Source organism: Paraburkholderia sp. (assembly GCF_035501035.1).
Taxonomy (GTDB): Bacteria; Pseudomonadota; Gammaproteobacteria; order Burkholderiales; family Burkholderiaceae; genus Paraburkholderia.
The window spans coordinates 51612-73730 of record NZ_DATJWR010000391.1; the positions used below are offsets into that span (position 1 = coordinate 51612).

The window sequence follows — 22119 nt, forward strand, 5'->3', positions numbered from 1 at the left end:
ACGCGGTGATTCGTTCGGCCTTAACCGGTTGCGGCCGCAGCGCGTTCTATTTCGGCGATCTCGATTTTTCTCATTTTCATCATCGCTTCCATCGCACGCCTTGCGGCATCGCGATCTGGCCCAGTGATGAAATCGAGCAGCCGCCTTGGCGTGATCTGCCAAGAAAAGCCCCAGCGGTCCTTGCACCAGCCGCAAGCGGATTCCTCGCCGCCCTTGTCGAGAATGGCGTTCCAGTAGCGGTGGGTCTCTTCCTGGCTATCGGTCTCGACTATGAAACTGACCGCCTCGTTCGCCTTGAAGTTGGGCCCGCCGTTCAAGCCCAGGAAGCGCCGGCCGAGTACGGTGAACTCGACCAGCAGCTCCGGACCCTGTCCCACGCCCGGTATGGGCGATACATGGCCCGCATCGACATGGCTCTCGGGAAATGTAGCGGCGTAAAACTCCGCCGCCTCGCGTGCTCTGCCTTCATCGAACCACAGGCAAGTGAGAAGCTCGGCCATCGAAATCTCCTTTGAAAACACGCAGCATCGTGCGTGCTGCCCATTCTGACAAAGTCCCGGCACCGTTGGGGCGCAATTTTCAGCCCCTCATTGCACCCGTTATTCGGCGTTTCTCAGCGTACCGCCAGCGCGTTCCCCAATGCATGACCCAATCCACTCCCTTGCCCGCAAGGAAGATTGCGATCAGGGTGGCCAACATGCTCGTCACGCCGAGGAAGGCCCCAGAAATCAGGATGACGAACGTATTTAGAAAAAATGAAAACTGCCCGATGCTAAAACGCGGATACCTGCGAGACAGCACCACACAGACGATATCCATCCCGCCGGTGGACCCCCGGCACATCAGAATGACGGCGATCGCGGCGCCGTTCAGCAAGCCACCGAGCAGGGTTCCGATAACCAGCCCATGTATGCCCGGTACTTCGCTGAAGAGCCTGAGAAAAAGCGAAGTCGCCACGGTGCCAGCCAGGCTCAGCATCAGGAAACGTAATCCCACTACGCGGAATCCGACCAGAAACAGGGGGATATTGACCGCGAAGTAGACGACATCGAAGGGCAGGTCGAATCGACGCGATGCGAACGCCAGCAGTCCGCCAAGACCAGGCGGCAAAATCTGGTTCGGTTGGAGCAGCACATAGTAGTTCAGGGCGATAACGGCGGAGCCGAGTATCACGAGGGTTGTCTCCACCCCCGTACGCCACCTGTATCCGTGCTGCAGGTTCGACTTATTCATGCCAGGTTCGCCAGGGGCGGCTCCGTCTTCTTTTCTGTCTTGTGATGGCCCGGTGCATTGCCGGACCAGATTGCGGCGGGAGGCGCAGGCAGAACAAAACGCATGCGCGCGATGTTTCGATCAAGAATCCTGACCGTCTACCAACACGAAATATCGCTGTTCAGCGTTGAGAATGAATTCGAGCATGATGGTCCTTACACGCTTCGAATCACGCTCAAGAAAGCCTTCCAGCAAGTCACGCATGCCCGCCAGGGCGATATTCTGGGTGGAAGAGTCGGTCAGCGTGAGCGACCTGACTTGCTGCGCGTGGTCGGTGAAGCGCCTGATCGTGTCCTGAAGGCGACTATTCTGTACGGCCGAAAGCCACACATCGCGAAACTCCACGTTGGCAGCAATCATCGCAGCCCCGTCCTGCTTCTCACAGGCTCGCACGGCCTTCTGGTAGGCACGCTTCAATGCAGCCTGCTGTTCGTCCGTTAGTGCGGCGGTGGCGCCGGCTGCCGCGCTCGGTTCAAGCAGCCGCCGGACTTCGAAGATTTCGTGGATATCGTCATTCGTCAGTCTGGGCATAACGAAGCCGCGAGTGGTGCCGATCAGATACCCCTCGTTGACGAGCCGCACCAGCGCCTGTCGAACGGGCATGCGCGTGCAGCCAAACTCGTCGGCTATTTCGTAGTCCAGAATGCGCTCGTTCGACCCAATATCTCCGCGCTGCAACCGACCGCGCACTTCCTGGTAGATCGTTTCGGTCAGCGTCGTCTGCTTGAGGGCGGTCCTGGTGGGCGTCCTTGCAATTTTGTCGATTCCTGTCGTCATAATGGACATTTTTCTATTCTGAATTCAGAATTCTCCTGGATTCTGATGGGCAGTGAGTGGATTGTCAAGACATCGGTCCGGCAGGTCAGGCGCCTCCGGGCCGTAGTGACCGTACAAACTCGAAGTGCTTGTAGCGACCTTTCATCGCGTAATCGGCGATCAGCCTCACACGCCCAATTGCCTTGCCATCTGCTGCTTTGGATGAGGCAGGCATCAGAGTGAAAACCCGTCCCGGTAAAACCCCGAGTCCCTTGTAAATCAGTGCGCTGCAGCGGGTCTAATCCGTTTCCGGGGGCGTATTTCGTTGACACCCGAATATATCCACAGTAATGTTCCTCCCATTGCAAAATTGAATTCAGTTTTCGACCGGCAAGGCAGTTGTAGCCAGGCGAAACACACCACGAACGAGACGCCCATCCATGCTTTTTCGCTCGCTCAAGCCGTTGCTGGCCGGTGATCGGCACCTTCATCTGATATGGCTCGCGCTTGGCAGCGTACCGGTGGCGGAGTTTGCCGCTCATGCAAAACCCGGCGCAGTCGTCCTCGATCTTCAGCACGGCCTGTGGGAGCGCGGCACGCTCGAATCGGCAATTGGCGTTGCCGGTGCGCAGGTCCCGGTGATTGCCCGCTGCGCGGAGAATTCGCACAGCGCCATCGCACAGGCGCTCGACGCCGGCGCCGCTTCCGTGCTGGTGCCGCTCGTCGAAACCGTGGACGACGCATACAGGGCCATATCGGCAGGACGGTACCCGCCAGCGGGAAAGCGTTCCGCCGGGGGCGTCCGGCCATTGCGGGCAGGTCTCGAAGCGATGCGGGCTGCCGATCGCGAAGTGGCAATCGGCCTGATGATCGAAACGGTGGAGGGCGTGGAGAACGTCGAGGCCATCGCCGAGACGCCGGGCGTTGACTATCTGTTTATCGGAACGGGCGATCTTGCCCTGTCACGCGGCACCAGCGATAGCGGGGTGATCGACAGCGATTGCGAACGCATCCTGCGTGCCGCCACGGCAAACGGCTTGCCGTGCGGCATCTTCACCGGCAACGTGCGCGCTGCGCGCCAGGCGTTCGAGCGCGGATACCGGATGGGCGTGTGCGCCAACGACATCGACCTGGTAAAGGATGGCTTTCTTGCGGCGCGTGAAGACGCGCGCCGCTCATTGCCGGACGGCTGCCTTTCATTTTGATCGGACTCCTTGAGGATACGATGAACATCACGAGAGACACGATCGCCGCGATGCCCGATTCGCCGATCATCGACGTCTGGCGCATGGGTGCCGGAAGAAGCGACGTCATCGGCCTGTGGGCGGGCGAGAGTGACCTGCCGACGCCGAAGGCATTCAGCGACGCCGCCAGTCGTGCGCTGGCAGCCGGGCACACGTTCTATTCACCCAATCGTGGCATCCCGGAGTTGCGCGATGCGATCCGCGCGTACTACGACCGCCTGTGCGCAATACACGTCGAAGACTCGCGCATCGCCGTCACGTGCGGGGGCATGAATGCGGTCATGCTCGTGGCGCAAGCGATCATCGAGCCGGGCGACAACGTGGTGTGCGTGACGCCCTCGTGGCCCAACATCCTGCGCGCCGTCACGATAGCCGGCGGCGAGGTTCGCAGCGTGTCGCTCGACCATGGCGAAGAAGGATGGCATCTCGACCTGCAGCGGTTGATCGATGCGTGCGACGCGCGCACGAAGGCGATCTATTACGCCTCGCCGGGTAACCCGACCGGCTGGATGATGGAAGCCGGGCAACAACGGCAACTGCTCGAATTCGCGCGTTCGCGCGGCATCGCGATCCTTGCCGACGAGGTCTACCAGCGCATCGTCTACGACCGGCCGTATGCGCCTTCGATGCTGGAAATCGCCTCGCCAGAAGACCCGGTATTCGTGATCAACAGCTTTTCCAAGGCATGGCTCATGACCGGCTGGCGCATGGGCTGGCTCGTGTATCCGCGCACGATGGTCGACACCTTCGAGAAGCTGATCCAGTTCAACACGAGCGGCGGCCAGGCGTTCTTGCAGGCGGGGGCGGCGGTGGCGCTCAACGAGGGCGAGCCTGTCGTCGAGGCGTTCGTCGCGCGCTGCCGTGGCGGTCGACAGATCGCGCTCGAGCGTCTGCGCGCGCTCGCGGGTCTGCATGTGATACCGACCAGCGCGTCGTTCTACCTGATGTTCAGTATCGATGGCGTGACCGATACGCTCGAATTTTGCAAGCGCGCAGTGCAGGAGGCCAGGGTGGGGCTTGCGCCGGGCATCGCATTCGGTCAGGAGTCCGCACAACAGATCCGACTGTGCTACGCGCGCAGCGACGCCAGCCTGATGCAAGCCATGGATCGACTCGAAACGCTGTTGCGCGGCAGGCGCTAGACCAGCCTGTTGCGCGGGGATTTTGCTGCACCCATGTCCGGCGGTCACCGCCGGGCAGTTATCTACCTAAAAACGAGAGACAACACTAAATCATGCAACGCAAACTCCACGCCGCAATCGCGACCCTGGGGATCGGCTTGACGGGCACCGCCTTCGCGCAAAGCTCCGTTACGCTGTACGGCATTGTCGACCAGAGCATTCGCTTCACCAATAATTCAGATGCGGCAAACGGCAACCTGGTGCAGTTGACCAACGGCGCGATCACCAATAGCCGTTGGGGCTTGAAGGGAGAAGAAGACCTGGGCGGCGGACTGAAAGCGGTGTTCCGTCTCGAAAGCGGCTTCGAGCCGCAGACCGGCCAGCTCGACCAGGGCGGCCGGATCTTTGGCCGCTACGCTTATGTGGGTCTCGCGGGCAAACTCGGCACCGTCACGCTCGGCCGCCAGGGAACGGAGGCGTTCAACTTCTTCGGCGACTTCGATCCGCTGACCGTCGGCAACTACACGGCCAACTCATGGCCCTTCTTCATGACGGTCGGGCGTATCGACAACGCCGCGACCTATGCGGGGCAGTTCGGCGGTCTGCATCTGGGCGCGACCTACGGCTTCGGCAACCAGCCCGGCAGTCTGAGCGAGAGTTCGTCCTGGAGCCTGCGCACCTCTTACGACCTCGGTCCGGCAAGCTTCGGCGGCACGTATCAGCAAACGCGTGACATCAACAACAACATCCAGCGCATGTGGGGTCTCGGTGCGAAGTATGCCGCCGGCCCGGCCACGCTGTTCGCCGGTTACATGGGTGGACAGGACGCTACCGGCTTCGTCGACGAGGCGCTGAACGACCCGAGCCGCACCGTCGCCACCGGTTCGTTCTCCGCCAACAAGCGTCGCGACATGACGCTCTATACCGGTGTGAATTACCAGGCCACGCCCGCACTGGCGCTGACTGGCGCGTTCTACTACGACGACATGCACAACATCAACGGTTTCGCCGGCAACAACGGCGAGCGCTACACCGGCGTACTGCTGGCCGAGTATTCGCTTTCGAAGGCCACGCAAGTGTACGGGACCGTCGATTACAACCACGTTTCGGGCGGCGCGTATACCGAACTGCCGGGCAAGAACAACCAGACCGGCGTGGCGGTGGGCATCCGCCACATGTTCTGACGCCATCCCCGCTCAAATTAATAAGGAAACCAGAATATGACTCATCCAGCCGATTCCGATCGCTCAGGGTGGCTGCTCTACCACTCGGTCGGCATGTTTCCGGGGCAGGAGGATGCGGTTCGTTCCGCGCTCGACACGTTTGCGTCGAGCTGGTGCCGCCCGGACCTGAAACGCTGGGACTACGGTCTCGCCGCCCGCAGGCAGGTGCTCGATCAGTGGGCGACGTTGGTCAATGCTCCGGCCCACACTGTTTTCGCGTCGGAGAACGTTACTGACGCGTTTGCACGCTTTGTCGGTGCGCTCGGTCGTGACCGTTTGGCTGGCCGCCGCGTGCTGATCGCCGGGGACTGTTTTCCGAGCCTCCACTACATGCTGCGCGGGCTCGAACCCATACTCGGCTTCACGCTCGATACCGTGCCGCTCGCACCGGGCGCCGCCTATGTGAGCGACGACGAATTCATCGCGCATTGGCAGGAAGACGTGGCGCTGGCGATCGTCACCTGGGTCACGTCGACCGCTTCGAAACGGGCGGACGTCACGCGGCTTGCCGCGCACGGACGGGCACAGGGCAGCCTCATTGCGGTCGACATCACACAGGGCGCGGGCATCCTCGATTTCGATGTCACGCAGCCAGCCGTAGATTTCGTCGCGACCACCACGCTCAAGTGGCTGTGCGGCGCGCCGGGTACCGGGCTCGCGTACCTCGCCCCGAAGCTGCTCGACAGCGACATGGCGCCGCTCGTGCAAGGCTGGTTCAGCCAGCCCGATCCCTTCAACTGGGATCTCGCGCGCTTTTCACTGGCCCCCGATGCACGCCGTTTCGACAGCGGCACGCCATCGTTCTTGCCGTTCGTCGCTTCGAGCCCCGGCCTTGCATGGCGGCTTTCGCCCGCGGCGCTCGGCATGCGTGAGCACAACCTTGCGCTGTCGCGCCGGTTGATTGCGCTCGCCGACGCAAAGGGATACACGGTGCGCTCGCCGCGCGACGACGCGCAGCGCGGGGGCAGCGTGATGGCGGATCTGCCCGCACACGTCGATCCACACGAACTGGAGGCGACTCTGGCAAAGCACGGTGTGCTCGTGGATACGCGAGGTAGCACCGTACGCATGTCACCAGGCATGTTGACCACGCATGGCGTGCTCGATACGTTGTCGGCATTGCTCCCCGAAGTCTGATTCGCTTGCGAAATACAAACACAAAGGAAATCACGACATGGAAGAGACAAACATTACCGCGCGCGAGAAGGGCTTGCATAAAGCCTTGACGCAGCGGCAGATCACGATGATCGGCATTGGAGGCGCAATCGGCACGGGCCTTTTCATGGGCAGCGGCATTGCGATTGGCTACGCGGGCCCTGGGGTGCTGATCAGCTACGCGATCGCCGCACTGATCGCCGTGATCATGGTATTCAGCCTCGCGGAGATGGCCGTTGCGCATCCGACCGCAGGCTCGTTCGGCACTTACGCCGAGATGTACCTGAGCCGCTGGGCCGGCTTCGTCGTGCGCTACACGTACTGGATCATCGAGGTCGTCGCCGTGGGCGGTGAAGCGATTGCCGTCGGCGTCTATATGGGCTTCTGGTTCCCGGGCATTCCGGTGTGGCTGTGGTCCATCGCGTTCGGCATTGCGCTCACTTACATCAACTGCCGGTCGGTGACCAACTTCGGTTCGTTCGAGTACTGGTTTGCGTTGATCAAGGTGGTGGCGATCCTCGGCTTCATCGTGGTCGGGCTCGCGCACGTGTTTGGTATCGGCACCGGAACGCCCGCCGTTGGTCTGCACAATCTGACCGGCCTGCCGGGCGGCTTCATGCCGCATGGCTTCAGCGGCGTGTGGATGGGCGTGCTGATGGCGATTTTCTCGTTCTACGGCGTGGAAATCGTGGCCGTGACCTCGGGCGAGGCGCAAGATCCGTCGCGCGCGATTCCGCATGCACTGCGCTCGATGGTGCTGCGCCTCACGCTTTTCTACATCCTCGCGCTGGGCATCATGGTCGCGTATCTCCCGTGGACCGAAGCCGGTGCGAAGGTGGTGCAGCAAAGCCCGTTCGTGAAGCTGTTCGAGCACGCAGGCATTGCGCACGCGGCGGGGCTCATGAACTTCGTGGTGATCACGGCGGCGCTCTCGAGCATGAACACCAACATTTACCTCGCCTCGCGCACGTTGTTCTCGCTCTCGCGCGGCGGCTATGCGCCGCGCTGGCTCGGCTCGCTGACGGCGAACGGCACCCCGCTCGTCGCCACGCTCATCTCGGGCGCCGGCATTCTGGCAGCCGCAGCGGTGTCCTTCTTCAGCCCGCTCGCGTACAACTATCTGTTCGGGATCGCGTTGTTCGGCGGCATCTTCGTGTGGATCGTGATCCTGGCTACGCACCTGCGCTTTCGCCGCGCATGGAAGGGCCGCAAGCTGCCGGTGCGCATGCCGTTCTTTCCGATCGCGCAAATCACCGGTATTGCGCTGCTGAGCGCGATTCTGGTGACGATGGGGCTGGACACCGAGTTCTGGAACATCTCCTGGATCGTCGGCGTGCCCTGGCTGATCGCGGTTTCTGTCGTGTACTTCGTCTACCGCAAGCGCCTGGCGCAAGCGGTGGTCGCTAATGCCGCCAGCGTCTGAACGACTCGAGCGCCGGGTTGTGCATCGCGCACAACCCGACGGAGGGGCCAGTCAAACAACCGGCCCTTCCTCGCAGTGCAAATTCGGCGACATGGCTTCGAGCAGTTGTGCCGGATCGCATCAACAACAGGGAACACCATGGCCGAGCGGTCATTTGTTGAGGAAGTGAAGAAACTGCGCCTGAAAGCCGGCGAGGTTTTCAGCGGCGAAGGCATTCTCGCGGTGACCAAGGCGCTGCTGGAGTCCGGCGTGGCGTATGTGGCCGGCTACCAGGGCGCACCCATATCGCATCTGATGGACGTGCTGGCAGATGCTCAGGACATCCTGGCAGATCACGGCATCCGTTTCGAAAACAGCGCGAGCGAGGCGACAGCCGCCGCGTCGCTGGCGGCTTCGGTGAACTATCCGCTGCGCGGCGCGGTGACATTCAAGGCGACGGTCGGCACCAACGTCGCTTCGGACGCGCTCGCGAACCTCGCCTCGGGCGGCGTGAAGGGCGGCGCGCTCATCATCGTCGGCGAGGACTATGGCGAAGGCTCGTCGATCATGCAGGAGCGCAGCCACGCATTCGCGATGAAGTCGCAAATCTGGCTTCTGGACCCGCGCCCGAACCTGCCGAGCATCGTTCAGGCAGTGAAGGACGGCTTCGACCTCTCCGAGGCGAGCAATACACCCGTCATGCTGCAATTGCGCATTCGGGCGTGTCACGTGCACGGGCAGTTCGTCGCAGCGGACAACCGCGCGTCGACTTTCTCGATCAAGGATGCACTCGAAAATCCCGCTCGCGATGTGAACCGCATCGTGCTGCCGCCCGCAAGCTTCCTGCACGAGCAGGAAAAGATCAAGCATCGCTGGCCGGCGGCCGTGAGGTTCATCGAGGAAAGGCGGCTCAACGAGTGCTTCTCAGCGGACGCCGCGGACATCGGCATTGCCGTGCAGGGCGGCAGCTACAACACGGTGCTGCGCGCGCTGGAGCGCCTGGATCTCGCGGACGTTTATGGCGAATCGAAGGTGCCGCTTTACGTCATGAACGTCGCCTATCCGCTCATCGACTCCGAATGGCAGCGGTTTTGCGCAGGCAAGCGCGCCGTGCTCGTGATCGAGGAAGGGCAGCCGAACTTCGTCGAGCAGAACGCCAGTGCGATTCTTCGTCAGGCCGATTCTGCCGTGGTGCTGCATGGCAAGGACATGTTGCCGCTCGCCGGCGAGTACAACACGGCCACGGTGTTGAAGGGCCTGCGCACGTTCCTCGCGCGCTATGGCGTGCTTGCACCCGCGCCGGCTCCGGCCGCCGCGCGCAGGGTGATTCCGCTCGTGGCCGCGCCGCCTTCTTCGGCGCCGGCCACCACTGAGGCCGTACCCGCCACCGGCCAGGTGCCCGCGCTAGACGAGAATGTGCACGCACGTCCGCCCGGCTTCTGCACGGGTTGCCCGGAGCGGCCGATCTTCACGGCGATGAAGCTGGTCGAGCGCGAACTCGGGCCGCACCACGTGAGCGCCGATATTGGCTGCCACCTGTTCTCGATCCTGCCGCCATTCAATCTCGGCAGCACGACGATGGGCTATGGCCTCGGTAGTGCGAGCGCCGCGGCGATGAACGCGCCGGCGGGCAAGCGGGCGATCTCGGTCATGGGCGACGGCGGGTTCTGGCACAACGGTTTGACGAGCGGGATTGCAAACGCGGTCTTCAACAAAAGCGACAATCTCACCGTCATCGTCGACAACAGCTATACGTCGGCAACGGGCGGCCAGGACATTCTCTCGTCGAGTGCGCTCAACCCGACGCGCAGCACCGGTCACGAGATCGAGCGCGCGGTGCGCGGTGTGGGGGTGGAGTGGGTGCGTACGATTCGTCGTACTTACGACCTCAAATCGATGATGTCGACGCTCAAGGAGGCACTGACCACCAGCGCGAAAGGGCCGAAGGTGCTCATCGCGCAGAGCGAATGCATGCTCAATAAGCAGCGCCGCGAAAAGCCGCAGGTGCGCAAGGCGATCGCAGCCGGCGAGCGTGTGGTGCGCGAGCGTTTTGGCGTCGACTCCGACACCTGCACAGGCGACCACTCGTGTATCCGGCTCTCGGGCTGCCCGTCGCTTTCCGTCAAGCCCAATCCCGATCCGCTGCGCACCGACCCGGTGGCAACGGTGCTCGATAGTTGCGTCGGCTGTGGGCTGTGTGGGGAAGTTTCACATGCGGCCGTGCTGTGCCCGTCCTTTTATCGTGCGCAGATCGTCAGCAACCCCACACGCATGGACAGGCTGCGCCAGCGTGTCCGCGCAAGCCTGATTGGCTGGCTACAGCGCCGCGACGCCGAGCGCCGTGCCCAATATACGTTTTGATGAGCAAGACCTCGATCATGAAAGCCCAACCGATCAAGATAGCGATTCTCGCCATGGGCGGCGAGGGCGGTGGCGTGCTCGCCGACTGGATCGTCGATCTCGGCGAACACAACGGCTACTACGCGCAGACGACTTCGGTGCCGGGGGTGGCGCAACGCACCGGCGCGACCATCTACTATGTCGAGCTGTTTCCACGAGAGCTCGCGGAGCGTGCTGGCCGCACGCCGGTGCTCGCGCTGATGCCGCTGCCGGGCGACGTCGACATCGTGCTCGCCTCCGAGCTGATGGAAGCAGGACGCGCGGTGCAGCGCGGCCTCGTGACGGCGGATCGCACCACGCTCGTGGCTTCTACGCATCGTGTCTATTCGATAGCCGAGAAGTCGGCAATGGGCGACGGGCTCGTGGATAGCGGCGCGCTGATCGCGCATGCGAGCAAGGCGGCAAAGCGTTTCGTGAGCTTCGATATGGCTCAGGCGGCGCAAGCCTCAGGCAGCGTGATCAGCGCGGTGCTGTTTGGCGCGCTGGCTGGCACGGGCGTGCTGCCGTTCAGCCGCGAGCAGTTCGAGGCGACCATCGCGCGCGGCGGGGTTGGCGTCAAGCCGAGTCTGCATGCGTTCGGCATGGCGTACCAAAAGGCGAACGATGTCGAGCAGCCAGCAGGCGTTAGTGAAAATGCCGCGACGGCTGGCCTTGAGGCGAGGCCACGAAACGCAAAGGTGGCGGCGCTCGTCGAGCGCGTTCGGACCCAGTTTTCCACCGAGGTTCAGCCAATCGCGATCGAGGGCGTGCGCCGGCTGATCGACTACCAGGATCCCCAGTACGCAGGGCTCTATCTCGATCGCCTCGTTCAATGGCAGCACTCGCTCGGGCAACGGGACATCGCACTCGTGCGCGAAACGGCGCGCCACCTCGCGCTGTGGATGTCGTACGACGACACGATCCGCGTAGCAGACCTCAAGACACGCGGCTCACGCTTCGAGCGGGTACGCAACGAAGTGCGGGCGCAAGACGGTCAACTGCTCGCGATCAACGAGTTCATGCATCCGCGTCTGGAGGAAATCTGCGAGACCTTGCCTGCTTCGATCGGCCGCTGGCTGATGCGTCCGCACTGGGTGCATCGCCTCGGGCGCCGTATCACGTGCTCCGGTCGGGTGGTGGCCACGAGTTCGCTGCGCGGATACCTGCTGCTTTACATGGTGTCGCGCATGCGCGGCTGGCGTCGCGCCACGCTGCGCTATGAGATGGAAAATGCGCGTATCGAACACTGGCTGAGTCGGGTGCGCGAAGCGGCGCAGTACAACCCGGCGCTCGCCTTCGAGGTCGCGCAATGCCAGAGGCTCGTGAAGGGCTACGGCGATACGCACGCGCGTGGGTTGGCCAACTATGAAAGCGTAATGGCGGCCGTGACCCGTGCGGGCGCGAGGCTGGCACCCGCCACGCTGCGTGAGCTGCGCGAGGCCGCATTGGCCGACGAGCATGGCAAGAAGCTTCGGGAAGCGCTCGCGCGGCACGCATTGGCCTGATTTCGCACGCACTGCCCGCAACGCGCGGGAGTCGATGCCCTAAGACTAAGCAGTGCGATGTTTTTTGGGGGGAATTCAACCTTGGTCCAATTATCACGGATAGGAATGAATCAATGACGACCATTCTCGACCAACTCGCTCGCGAACTCACGCTCGGAGGGGTTCGTGCGGTCGATCTGACGCAGACACTTTCGCCAGATTTCCCCGCCTTGCAATTGCCGCCTGAATTCGGGCAAGTCTGGGCCTTCAAGATGGAGCGAATCAGCCATTACGACGAGAAGGGCCCCGGGTGGTACTGGAATAACTTCTCATGCGGCGAGCATACCGGCACACACTTTGACGCGCCGGTTCACTGGGTTACCGGCAAGGATCACGCGCGCAATTCGGTCGACACGATCGACGTGAAGGACTTCATTGCGCCGGCAGTCGTGATCGACGCCAGCAAGGAGGTGGCGGCGAACCCCGACTGGCTGCTTACGAAAGCCTTCCTCGAAAGTTGGGAGTCGCAGCACGGCAAAATTCCGGCTCGCGCGTGGGTGTTGTTCCGCACTGACTGGTCCAGACGCACCGATGCCGCCGAGTTCGTCAACATGGGGGAGGACGGCGCACATACGCCGGGGCCGACGCAAGAAGCCGTGGAGTGGCTGATTCACGAACGGGATGTGCTTGGCTTTGGCGTTGAAACGATCAACACCGACGCGGGCCAGTCCTATGCCTGGCCTGTTCCTTACCCATGCCATACGCTGATGCACGGGGCCAACCGTTACGGGTTGCAGTGCCTGAGGAACCTCGACGAGCTGCCGCCGACTGGCGCCGTGATTCTCGCCGCGCCTCTGAAGATTCAAGCGGGCTCGGGCAGCCCGCTTCGGGTCATCGCGCTGGTGCCCGGTCGATGAGTGATCGGGAGAAGGGAACGGTTTGGAGCGGTGGCGCCGGCAGGAACCGGCGGCGCCGCGGGTGATACGCGGCGCCGCGTTGCGAAGCAAAGAATGCTAACAGGGAGGGCGTTCGACGGCTACTGCGCCGCCCGCCCGCTGGTTCGCTCGACTACTGCCCGAGCGGCTTCGCCCGTTGCTCGGCGACGATCCGGCCCGCTTGTTGGGCGTTGGCCGGGTAGTGCTCATAGTTTATGGGTGGTTTGAATCCCGCGGCTCGCCAGGCGACGAGGTCAGCTTCGACATCCGCGCGTGTCAGGGGCGCCGGCTGATACGACGAGACGGGCGATGTTTGTGCGAGCGCGGGAAAAACGCCCGCAACGCCGAGCAGGATACCCAGCATGAATCGGGTTTCTTTCTTCATGGCTTGTCCTCCAATCAGGGGCAGCACCTTCCATTCTAGTCACCGACTGACGCCCCGCCAGGGGTATTACCGATGGCGTTTCATCCGACGTTTGGCGCTTCGTTCCGTTTAGCGCCTGTGTAGCGGCTCGCTTTCGATCGGTATGGAGCGCGCCGCCCACGCGTATCGCGCTCCACGCGGCGTGCTATGGTCGTGCGGTGTGCGGCCGATCTGGTCGCGATGCCCGCAAGCTTTGAACCACGCCAGGCGTGATCCGCGATGACCCGTTCGAGCCATTTCCCGCAAAAGCGGCGCCGCGCGTGGCCGCTGATTCTGTTGAGCATCGTCGTCATCGTCCTGGCCGCTATGGTGCTGGCCTGCTGGCTGACATTGCGCGCCAGCCTGCCGCAACTGGACGGCACGCATGCGGCGCCGCTGTCCGCAACGGTGACGATCGAGCGCGACGCGCTCGGCGTACCGACGGTGCGGGGCAGCACGCGCGACGACGTTGCGTATGCGAACGGTTTCATTCACGCGCAGGACCGGTTCTTTCAGATGGATTTGCTGCGCCGGGTCGCCGCCGGCGAGTTGGGCGCGCTCATCGGACCGGCGGCGCTCGCACTGGACCGGCGCGACCGGCCCTTGCGTTTTCGCGAGCACGCACAGGCCGCGCTCGCCGCGTTGCCAGCGGACCAGCGGCAACTGATCGAACGCTATACGGCGGGCGTCAATGACGGCCTGCGCTCGCTTCGCGCGCGGCCGTTCGAATACTGGCTGCTGCACACACAACCGGCTGCGTGGCGCCCCGAGGACACGGTGCTTGTCGTCTACGCGATGTACTTCGACCTTCAATATGTCCAGGTATCGCACGTGCTGTCGCGCGCGGCACTGCGCGAGCGCGTTCCGTCCGATCTGCTTGCGTTCCTGCTGCCGGCGACAAGCCATTGGGATGCCCCGCTCGACGGGAAGCGCGCGATGGAGCCACCACCCGCCGCGCTGCCCACGACACCGCCGCCGTGGCTGCCCGCGACGCATTCGGTCACAGGTGCCGAACCGGAGGGTACCGGACTGCTCGGCAGCGTGGACGGTTTCGTCGATGGTGGAGGTGCGCTCAACTCGATGGTCGGCAGCAACGGCTTCGCGGTCGACGGCGCGCATGGCGCGCGCGGCGGCGCGCTGGTCGGGAGCGACATGCACCTTGGCCTGGCACTGCCGAACATCTGGTACCGGGTGTCGCTGGTCTATCCAGCGGCCGATGGCAGCACGCGACATATCACGGGAGTCAGTTTGCCGGGCACGCCGCTCGTGGTCGCCGGCAGCAACGGGCATATCGCGTGGGCGTTCACGAACAGCTACGGGCGCTTCCTCGATCTGGTCGAGCTGCAGCGCGACCCGGCCGATCCGCTGCGCTACCGTGTCCCCGGCGGCGGATGGGAGAGGGCGCAGGTGATCCACGAGCGCCTCGGCGTGAACGGCGGCGCGAGCGTCGATCTGCCGGTCGTGCAAACGCGCTGGGGGCCGCAGCTCGTTGTCGGACCGCACCCATATGCATTGCATTGGGTCGCGCAGGACCGGCAGGCGGTCAACATGAATCTCATGCAGCTCGAAGGCACCATGAACGTCGCCGACGCGTTGCACGCCGCACCGACCTTCGGCCTGCCGACGCAAAGCTTCACGGTTGCCGACGCGCAAGGCCATATCGGCTGGACGCTTGCCGGGCCGCTGCCACGCTTTGCCGATGCAGACGTAAACGCGGCGGCGCTGGCCAGCTTGCCGTTCAGCTCCGACACGTATACGGGCTGGCAAGGGTATCTGCCGCCCGGCGCGTACCCGGTGCGCGTCGATCCGCCGGCTGGCCGCATCTGGACCGCGAACAACCGGATCCTGCCACTGGACGAGGCGGCGCGCGTAGGCGATGCCGGCACCGATCTCGGCGCACGCGCCACGCAGATCCGCAACGATCTTCTTGCGATACCGCAGGCGACCGAGCGCGACATGCTGGCGGTGCAGACCGACGACCGCGCATTCTGGATCGAATACTGGCGACGCGTCGCGCTCGGCGCACTCGATGCGCGCGCACTCGACGGGCACCCCGAACGCGCCGAATTCCGGCGGCTAGTCGAGACCTGGGACGGCCGCGCAGATGGGGATGCGGTCGGCTACCGGCTGGTACGCGCGTTCTACTACTCGCTGTACGACGCATGGTTCGGCGCGCTTGACGAGCAGATGAGCGCGGTTGCGCCCGAACTTGGCTATCGTGCGGCGAATTCGCGTTACGAAGCGACGATGGAAACGCTCGCCGACCATCACGCGTGGATCCCCGAAGGCTTCGCGAACTGGCGCGCGTTCATGCTGGAACGGATCGACCGCGCGATCGGCCAGTTGCCGAAGGGCATGAAGCTCGAAGATGCGCGCTGGGGAAATCGCAATCGCTCGGCAATCGCGCATCCGTTCGCGCGGCTCGTGCCGGCGTGGCTGCCGTGGGCGCGCGCCTGGCTTGGCACGCCGCGCGATGCGCTGCCGGGCGACATCAATATGCCGCGCGTGCAGTCGCCGGTGTTCGGCGCTTCCGAGCGCTTTGCCGTGTCGCCGGGGCGCGAGAACGTCGGGATCTTCGAGATGCCCGGCGGGCAGTCGGGCAACCCAATGTCGCCGTACTTCATCGCAGGGCATGAAACGTGGGTGCATGGTGGCGCTGCGCCATTCCTGCCGGGCGCGGCCGTTCATACGCTGAGGCTGACCGTGGCTGGCGCGCGTTAGCCTGGAGACCGACCGCCTGTATTCTCTCCACCGCAACTGTTGCTCGCGAGCCTTCGCCCCAAACAAACGACCCACCATCGCCATTAGTCAATTCAACTACCAGCATCTCGACGGAGTGCAGGTCGTCAGTGCGCGCTCGGAGCTCATCTGCTAAGGCTGCCATGCCTCACCCTGAGGGAACGTGTACCTGTCGAGCGAATCCGGCTTCATTTCGATGCTGTAGCCCGGCTTCTGAGGCGCCATATACCGGCCATTCCGGATCACGACAGGATCGACAAAATGCTCGTGCAGATGGTCGACATACTCGAGCACGCGGTTCTCCAGCGAAGCCGACACGCAGATATAGTCGAACAGCGAAATGTGCTGCACGTATTCGCACAACCCGACGCCACCCGCATGAGGACAAACGGGTACGCCGAATTTCGCCGCCATCAGCAGCACGACGATCACCTCATTCAGCCCTCCTAACCGGCAGCTATCCACCTGGCAAAAGTCGATCGCCTGCGCCTGCAACAACTGCTTGAACATCACGCGGTTGTGACAGTGCTCGCCCGTTGCAACCCCAATCGATCCCAGCCGCCGACGGATCGCCGCATGGCCGAGAATATCGTCGGGGCTCGTGGGCTCCTCGATCCACCAGGGGTCGAATTCCGCCAGACGCCGCATGTTCGCAACCGCTTCGTCGACGTCCCACACCTGGTTCGCGTCCATCATCAGCTTCAGGTTCTCGCCGATTTCCTCTCGCAGAATGCGCGCCCGCCGCACGTCTTCGTCGAGATTGCCGCCCACTTTCTGCTTGAAATGCGTCCAGCCCTGCGCCACGCCTTCGCGCGCGAGACGCCGGATCTTGTCGTCGTCGTAACCAAGCCAGCCCGCCGAGGTCGTATAGGCGGGATAGCCTTGCGCGAGCATTTCCTTTTCACGCTCGCCCCTCGTCTTCGCGCGGCGGTGCAGCATGGCCAACGCCTCGTAAGGCGTGATCGCATCCGTCACGTAGCGAAAGTCCAGACAGTGCACGAGTTCCTCGGGACTCATATCCACGAGCAGTTTCCACACCGGTTTGCCTACCGACTTTGCCCACAGGTCCCAGACTGCATTCACGACAGCCGCCGTAGCCAGATGAATCGCGCCCTTGTCCGGGCCGATCCAGCGCAATTGACTGTCCGACGTAATTGCGCGCCAGAATGCGCCCATATTCGCGGCAATATCTTCGAGACGTTTGCCAACGATTAGTGGCGACAGCGCATTGACAGCCGTAACGCAGATTTCATTGCCGCGCCCGATCGTGAACGTGAGACCGTGTCCCGCAAATTTGTGCGGCGAATCGGTTTCGAGCGTGACATAAGTGGCGGAGTAGTCGGGGGCCGCGTTCATCGCATCGGAGCCGTCGAGCGAACGCGAAGTGGGAAAGCGGATATCCCGAACGGAAAGCCTTGTGATCGTGGTCATCTGAACTCCCTCCGGAGGGACGGCGAACGGCTTTGGCCTGCTAGCGACGATGAACGGCTATACGTAGGTATGCGTACAAAGTACGGCAGTGAGGCGGGAAAAAGGGCGGAGTATCAGGCCTGGTACCCAGCGTTTGCACGCGTTGACAACGCTGAATCCACTATCTAGCATGCTAGCATGTCTTCTGGAAATCAAGCGCGCCGTGAGCTCTTCACCCGATGTAGCGAGTGCCGCCGGCAATCCTTATGTCGCACTGCAAAAGATCAAGGGCAGTGAACGCGGCAGCCTGACCGACGCGGTTGAACAGGCGCTGAGAGAAGCGATCGTGACGCTTGTGCTGGAACCCGGAATGATGATCGACAAGATGGCGGTCTGCGAACGGATGGGCGTATCGCGCTTTCCGGTTTCCGCGGCGCTGGCGAGGCTTGCCCAGGCGGGCCTTGTCGAAGTGTTGCCGCAGCGCGGCACGCGCGTCAAACCGATTGCGCTCGACGACATCCGCCAGCATCTGTTCATTCGTAGCGCGCTCGAAGTCGAAACGGTACGCGGCGTCGCGCTGATGCAGGACCGGGCCACGATCGATGCACTGGCCGAGAATCTGGAGGCGCAGCGCAAGGTTGCCGGCAACGGGCAGCGTCTTGCGTTTCATGTGCTCGATCTGGCCTTTCATGAAATCCTGCTCGACGCGGTGAACCTGCCGCGAGTCAAAGAGATCGTCGCTGTATCGCGTAACGCGTTGGATCGCGCAAGGCAATTGCTCGCGAGCCCCGAGCGGCTCGTGCATACGCTTGAAGAGCACGAACGCATTTTCGATGCCATTCGCGCGAGCAAGGCCGACGCTGCGGCGAAGGCGATGCACGACCATCTCGATCAGGTGGTCGCGGAATTGCGACGGTCCGCGAAAGAACGGCCGGATCTTTTCGCACCTTAGGGTTGCGTCAAGCAATACCCGTACCTCAACCAGTTTCGTGCGGCATCACAAGGTCGCCGCACATGGGATAAAGGGGCCCCGGCAATGTGTCTGGCTTCTCTTTGGGTCACTGGCGGCAACAGGCAGCGCACGACATCTGATCGTTGTGCATCTCGCGATGCAAACCACGCCGCTCACGCAGTGGCCGGCGGATCAACGCCATGACTCCGCTTATTTCCGTCAACAAGCTCAGCAAGAGCTTTCCCGGCGTGAGAGCGCTTCACGAAGTCCAATTCGAACTTGTGGCGGGTGAGGTGCACGCGCTGATGGGGGAAAACGGCGCGGGCAAGTCGACGCTGATGAAAATTCTCGCCGGGGTGTACACGCGCGATTCAGGCGATATTTCGTATGACGGCCGGCCCGTTGCGTTCGCGAGCCCGCGTGAGGCCCAGGCCGCGGGTGTAGGCATCATTCATCAGGAGCTTCAGCTGATGAATCATTTGACCATCGCACAGAACATGTTCATCGGCCGGGAGCCGCGCAGTCGCTTCGGCCTGTTCCTCGACGAAGACAAGCTCAATGCCCAGGCGCGCGAAATTCTCGCGCGCATGCACGTGCATCTCGACCCACGCACCGTGGTTGGCACGCTCACTGTCGCCAGCCAGCAGATGGTCGAGATCGCCAAGGCGCTGTCGTTCGATTCACGCGTGCTCATCATGGACGAGCCGACTTCCGCGCTCAACGACGCGGAGATCGCCGAACTGTTCCGCATCATTCGCCAATTGAAGGAGCGCGGTGTCGGGATCATCTACATCTCGCACAAGATGGACGAGCTCAAGCAGATTTCCGATCGCGTCACCGTATTGCGCGATGGTGAATACGTGGCTACCGTTGCCACCGCCGATACGAGCGTGCAGGCCATCATCGGCATGATGGTCGGCAGAACGCTCGCCGATGTCGCGCCTTATCAAGGGACGGCGCACGAGGGGGAAATCGCGCTCGAAGTGAAGCATCTGAACGCCGGCCCGCTCGTGAGGGACGTGAGCTTCACGTTGCGCAAGGGCGAGATACTGGGCTTTGCCGGGCTGATGGGCGCCGGCCGCACCGAGGTCGCGCGCGCCGTGTTCGGCGCGGACGCGGTCGAATCCGGCGAAATCTTCGTGAAAGGTGTGAAGGCGCCAATCAGGAGTCCGAGCGACGCCGTCGCGCACAGCATTGGCTATCTCTCCGAAGACCGCAAGCGCTTCGGCCTCGCGACCGGCATGGACGTCGAATCGAACATCGTGATGTCCAACCTCGGCAAATTCCTTTCGCTGAATCTGTTCCTGCGTCGCATGCAGATACGTAGGACTGCGTCACATTTCATCAATCTGCTCGCCATTCGCACGCCTTCCGCCACACAGCCTGTGCGGCTGCTTTCGGGCGGCAACCAGCAGAAGATCGTCATTGCGAAGTGGCTCGAGCGTGACTGCGACGTGCTTTTCTTCGACGAGCCTACGCGCGGCATCGACGTGGGCGCCAAGAGCGAGATCTACAAACTTTTGCGTGCGCTCGCCGAACAGGGCAAGGCGATCGTGATGATCTCGTCGGAACTTCCGGAAATCCTGCGCATGAGCGACCGGATCGTAGTGATGTGCGAAGGGCGTATTACTGGCGAGCTTTACGCCAGCGAGGCGACCCAGGAGCGCATCATGCATCTCGCGACGCAGCGCGAAACCTTGCAAGCGGCATGAGCCTCGAGAGGGCGAATCAATGACAATGCAATCGGATACGGCGGCGCTGTCCAACCAGAAACGGGCCTCCGGCTTGAGGGCGCGCATTTTCTCACCGACTGCGCTGCAAAAGCTGCTCGCCTTCGCGAGCCTGATCCTGATGCTGATCTTTTTCAGCTTCGCGTCGCCCGCTTTCATGCAGATGGACAACATCCTCGGCATTCTGCAGGCGACGGCCGTCAACGGCGTGCTGGCCATCGCCAGTACGTTCGTCATCATCACGGGCGGCATCGATTTGTCGGTCGGCACGTTGATGACTTTCACGGCCGTGATTTGCGGCGTGTTTCTCAGCGATTGGCATCTGCCGATGTGGACGGGCGTGCTCGCCGCAATCGGAACGGGCGCGCTGTGCGGAACCATTTCGGGAACGCTGACGGCGAAAATGAAAATCCCGCCCTTTATCGCCACGCTGGGCATGATGCTGCTGCTCAAGGGGCTTTCGCTCGTCGTCTCCGCCGACAAGCCCATCTATTTCACCGACACCGAAAACTTCTACCGGATCTCGCAGGATTCACTGATCGGATACGTACTGCCTGGCGTGCCCGTGCCGAACGCGGTGCTGATCCTGTTCCTGCTCGCGATTGTCAGTTCGATCACGCTCAACCGCACGGCACTTGGCCGCTATACGTTCGCGCTCGGCAGCAATGAAGAGGCCGTGCGCCTTTCCGGCGTGAATGTCGACCGCTGGAAGATCGCAATTTATGGTCTTGGTGGCGCGATTTGCGGCATTGCAGGGTTGCTCATCGCCTCGCGCCTGAATTCGGCGCAACCGGCGCTCGGTCAGGGTTATGAACTGGAAGCCATCGCGGCCGTCGTGATAGGCGGCACATCGTTGAGCGGTGGTTCGGGCACGATCCTTGGCACCATCATCGGCGCTTTCATCATGAGCGTGCTGACCAATGGCTTGCGCATCATGTCGGTCGCGCAGGAATGGCAGATCGTGGTGACGGGCCTCATCATCATCCTCGCCGTCTATGCGGATATCTTGCGGCGCAGGAAGCGCTCATAGGGAAGGTCGTAGAAGCAAGTAAAGAACGGGGAGTCCCGCAAGGCTCCCTCAACGGCTGGAGGTCGATAGCCCACCTTAGGAGGAGAACCCCATGTTGAAAAGAAAACTCATCAGTGTCGCGATCGGAGTTGGCGCGCTCGTCGGGGCGTCCAGTTTGGCGTATGCCGAGCAACCCTATATTCCGCTCATTTCGAAGGGCTTTCAGCATCAGTTCTGGCAAGCCGTGAAGTCCGGCGCGGAACAGTCGGCGAAGGCGAACAACGTCACGATCACCTTCGAAGGCCCGGAAACCGAGGCTATGGTCGACAAGCAGATCGACATGCTCTCGGCCGCGCTAGCCAAGAAACCGCAAGCGCTGGGCATCGCCGCGCTCGACAGCAAGGCGGCCATTCCGCTGCTCAAGCGCGCACAGGCCAGCAAGATACCGGTGATCGCGTTCGACTCGGGCGTGGACAGCGACATCCCGCTGACGACGTGCGCAACGGACAATCTTGCCGCCGCCGCGCTCGCCGCCGACAAGATGGCCGGGATGATCGGCAATTCCGGCGAAGTCGGTGTGATCGTGCACGACCAGACGAGCCGCACGGGTATCGATCGCCGCGACGGCTTTCTCAACGAGATGAAGTCGAAACATCCGGGCATCAAGATCGTTTCCGTGCAGTACGGCGGAGGCGACCACCTGAAGTCGGCGGAAATCGCCAAGACCATGATCCAGGCCAATCCGAACATCAAGGGTATTTTCGGCGCCAATGAAGGTTCGGCGGAAGGCGCGGCGATCGGCGTCAAGGAGTCGGGCAAGAAACTCGTGCTGATCGGCTTCGATTCCGGCAAGGAGCAAAAAGAGAACATCATGTCCGGCCTGATGGCGGGCGCGATCACGCAGA

Annotated in this window: 18 protein-coding genes; 13 read left to right on the forward strand and 5 right to left on the reverse strand. The window is 62.7% G+C overall.

What is annotated here, in order from left to right; all coding sequences use genetic code 11:
- Window positions 1-20: 20 nt before the first annotated feature.
- The 3 genes from VMJ11_RS28285 to VMJ11_RS28295 all read right to left on the reverse strand — a co-directional run bounded on the left by VMJ11_RS28285 (window position 21) and on the right by VMJ11_RS28295 (window position 2058).
- Window positions 21-500 (reverse strand): VOC family protein, encoded by a 480-nt coding sequence (locus VMJ11_RS28285; RefSeq protein WP_325623964.1) that lies wholly within the window; start codon window positions 498-500, stop codon window positions 21-23.
- Between the two features lie 79 nt (window positions 501-579).
- Window positions 580-1233 (reverse strand): YitT family protein, encoded by a 654-nt coding sequence (locus VMJ11_RS28290; protein WP_325623965.1) that lies wholly within the window; start codon window positions 1231-1233, stop codon window positions 580-582.
- Window positions 1234-1353: 120 nt separating this feature from the next.
- On the reverse strand, window positions 1354-2058 hold the full coding sequence (locus VMJ11_RS28295) for a GntR family transcriptional regulator (protein WP_325623967.1): 705 nt from the start codon (window positions 2056-2058) through the stop codon (window positions 1354-1356).
- 491 nt (window positions 2059-2549) lie between these two features.
- Here VMJ11_RS28295 and VMJ11_RS28300 point away from each other — a divergent pair, with 491 nt between their 5' ends.
- The 8 genes from VMJ11_RS28300 (at window position 2550) to VMJ11_RS28335 (ending at window position 12953) form a co-directional block, all read left to right on the forward strand.
- Complete coding sequence (locus VMJ11_RS28300; protein WP_414694486.1) at window positions 2550-3233, forward strand: HpcH/HpaI aldolase family protein; 684 nt, start codon at window positions 2550-2552, stop codon at window positions 3231-3233.
- Window positions 3234-3253: 20 nt separating this feature from the next.
- Complete coding sequence (locus VMJ11_RS28305) at window positions 3254-4414, forward strand: pyridoxal phosphate-dependent aminotransferase (protein ID WP_325623971.1); 1161 nt, start codon at window positions 3254-3256, stop codon at window positions 4412-4414.
- Window positions 4415-4506: 92 nt separating this feature from the next.
- A complete protein-coding gene (locus VMJ11_RS28310; protein WP_325623972.1) occupies window positions 4507-5577 on the forward strand; it encodes a porin in 1071 nt (356 codons plus the stop codon).
- A gap of 36 nt (window positions 5578-5613) precedes the next feature.
- Window positions 5614-6753 carry an aminotransferase class V-fold PLP-dependent enzyme gene (locus VMJ11_RS28315; protein ID WP_325623974.1) on the forward strand — a complete coding sequence of 380 codons (1140 nt, stop codon included), beginning with the start codon at window positions 5614-5616 and terminating at the stop codon, window positions 6751-6753.
- Between the two features lie 37 nt (window positions 6754-6790).
- Window positions 6791-8194, forward strand: coding sequence for an amino acid permease (locus VMJ11_RS28320; protein ID WP_325623975.1), 1404 nt, complete (start codon window positions 6791-6793; stop codon window positions 8192-8194).
- Between the two features lie 138 nt (window positions 8195-8332).
- Entirely contained in the window at window positions 8333-10534 is a 2202-nt protein-coding gene (locus VMJ11_RS28325) for an indolepyruvate ferredoxin oxidoreductase subunit alpha (RefSeq protein WP_325623976.1), read from the forward strand.
- A gap of 17 nt (window positions 10535-10551) precedes the next feature.
- On the forward strand, window positions 10552-12057 hold the full coding sequence (locus VMJ11_RS28330; protein WP_325623978.1) for an indolepyruvate oxidoreductase subunit beta family protein: 1506 nt from the start codon (window positions 10552-10554) through the stop codon (window positions 12055-12057).
- 113 nt (window positions 12058-12170) lie between these two features.
- Entirely contained in the window at window positions 12171-12953 is a 783-nt protein-coding gene (locus VMJ11_RS28335) for a cyclase family protein (RefSeq protein ID WP_325623979.1), read from the forward strand.
- 151 nt (window positions 12954-13104) lie between these two features.
- On the opposite strand, the gene VMJ11_RS28340 is transcribed toward VMJ11_RS28335, so the two are convergent.
- A complete protein-coding gene (locus tag VMJ11_RS28340; protein ID WP_325623981.1) occupies window positions 13105-13356 on the reverse strand; it encodes a DUF4148 domain-containing protein in 252 nt (83 codons plus the stop codon).
- A 258-nt stretch (window positions 13357-13614) separates the two neighbouring features.
- Here VMJ11_RS28340 and VMJ11_RS28345 point away from each other — a divergent pair, with 258 nt between their 5' ends.
- Window positions 13615-16095: a penicillin acylase family protein gene (locus tag VMJ11_RS28345; RefSeq protein ID WP_325623983.1), complete on the forward strand. Its 2481-nt coding sequence runs from the start codon at window positions 13615-13617 to the stop codon at window positions 16093-16095.
- A 150-nt stretch (window positions 16096-16245) separates the two neighbouring features.
- Here the strand turns inward: VMJ11_RS28345 and VMJ11_RS28350 are convergent, their stop codons facing one another.
- Entirely contained in the window at window positions 16246-17544 is a 1299-nt protein-coding gene (locus VMJ11_RS28350; protein WP_325623985.1) for an L-fuconate dehydratase, read from the reverse strand.
- Between the two features lie 169 nt (window positions 17545-17713).
- On the opposite strand from VMJ11_RS28350, the gene VMJ11_RS28355 reads away from it, so the two are divergent.
- From VMJ11_RS28355 to VMJ11_RS28370, 4 genes are all read left to right on the forward strand, one after another.
- Entirely contained in the window at window positions 17714-18475 is a 762-nt protein-coding gene (locus VMJ11_RS28355; RefSeq protein WP_325623994.1) for a GntR family transcriptional regulator, read from the forward strand.
- Between the two features lie 200 nt (window positions 18476-18675).
- Window positions 18676-20187 carry a sugar ABC transporter ATP-binding protein gene (locus tag VMJ11_RS28360; RefSeq protein ID WP_325623987.1) on the forward strand — a complete coding sequence of 504 codons (1512 nt, stop codon included), beginning with the start codon at window positions 18676-18678 and terminating at the stop codon, window positions 20185-20187.
- Window positions 20188-20206: 19 nt separating this feature from the next.
- A complete protein-coding gene (locus VMJ11_RS28365; protein ID WP_325623988.1) occupies window positions 20207-21235 on the forward strand; it encodes an ABC transporter permease in 1029 nt (342 codons plus the stop codon).
- A gap of 91 nt (window positions 21236-21326) precedes the next feature.
- The coding region (locus VMJ11_RS28370) for an ABC transporter substrate-binding protein (RefSeq protein ID WP_325623990.1) at window positions 21327-22119 on the forward strand (793 nt) is incomplete at its 3' end.

Excerpts from the sequence above, each read along its gene's own strand:
- VMJ11_RS28330 (WP_325623978.1), top strand. The coding sequence starts at position 10,552 with ATGAAAGCCCAACCGATCAAGATAGCGATTCTCGCCATGGGCGGCGAG.
- VMJ11_RS28350 (WP_325623985.1), bottom strand. The coding sequence starts at position 17,544 with ATGACCACGATCACAAGGCTTTCCGTTCGGGATATCCGCTTTCCCACT.
- VMJ11_RS28315 (WP_325623974.1), top strand. The coding sequence starts at position 5,614 with ATGACTCATCCAGCCGATTCCGATCGCTCAGGGTGGCTGCTCTACCAC.
- VMJ11_RS28335 (WP_325623979.1), top strand. The coding sequence starts at position 12,171 with ATGACGACCATTCTCGACCAACTCGCTCGCGAACTCACGCTCGGAGGG.
- VMJ11_RS28355 (WP_325623994.1), top strand. The coding sequence starts at position 17,714 with ATGCTAGCATGTCTTCTGGAAATCAAGCGCGCCGTGAGCTCTTCACCC.
- VMJ11_RS28325 (WP_325623976.1), top strand. The coding sequence starts at position 8,333 with ATGGCCGAGCGGTCATTTGTTGAGGAAGTGAAGAAACTGCGCCTGAAA.
- VMJ11_RS28360 (WP_325623987.1), top strand. The coding sequence starts at position 18,676 with ATGACTCCGCTTATTTCCGTCAACAAGCTCAGCAAGAGCTTTCCCGGC.
- VMJ11_RS28340 (WP_325623981.1), bottom strand. The coding sequence starts at position 13,356 with ATGAAGAAAGAAACCCGATTCATGCTGGGTATCCTGCTCGGCGTTGCG.
- VMJ11_RS28285 (WP_325623964.1), bottom strand. The coding sequence starts at position 500 with ATGGCCGAGCTTCTCACTTGCCTGTGGTTCGATGAAGGCAGAGCACGC.
- VMJ11_RS28305 (WP_325623971.1), top strand. The coding sequence starts at position 3,254 with ATGAACATCACGAGAGACACGATCGCCGCGATGCCCGATTCGCCGATC.
- VMJ11_RS28310 (WP_325623972.1), top strand. The coding sequence starts at position 4,507 with ATGCAACGCAAACTCCACGCCGCAATCGCGACCCTGGGGATCGGCTTG.
- VMJ11_RS28365 (WP_325623988.1), top strand. The coding sequence starts at position 20,207 with ATGACAATGCAATCGGATACGGCGGCGCTGTCCAACCAGAAACGGGCC.
- VMJ11_RS28345 (WP_325623983.1), top strand. The coding sequence starts at position 13,615 with ATGACCCGTTCGAGCCATTTCCCGCAAAAGCGGCGCCGCGCGTGGCCG.
- VMJ11_RS28290 (WP_325623965.1), bottom strand. The coding sequence starts at position 1,233 with ATGAATAAGTCGAACCTGCAGCACGGATACAGGTGGCGTACGGGGGTG.
- VMJ11_RS28320 (WP_325623975.1), top strand. The coding sequence starts at position 6,791 with ATGGAAGAGACAAACATTACCGCGCGCGAGAAGGGCTTGCATAAAGCC.
- VMJ11_RS28295 (WP_325623967.1), bottom strand. The coding sequence starts at position 2,058 with ATGTCCATTATGACGACAGGAATCGACAAAATTGCAAGGACGCCCACC.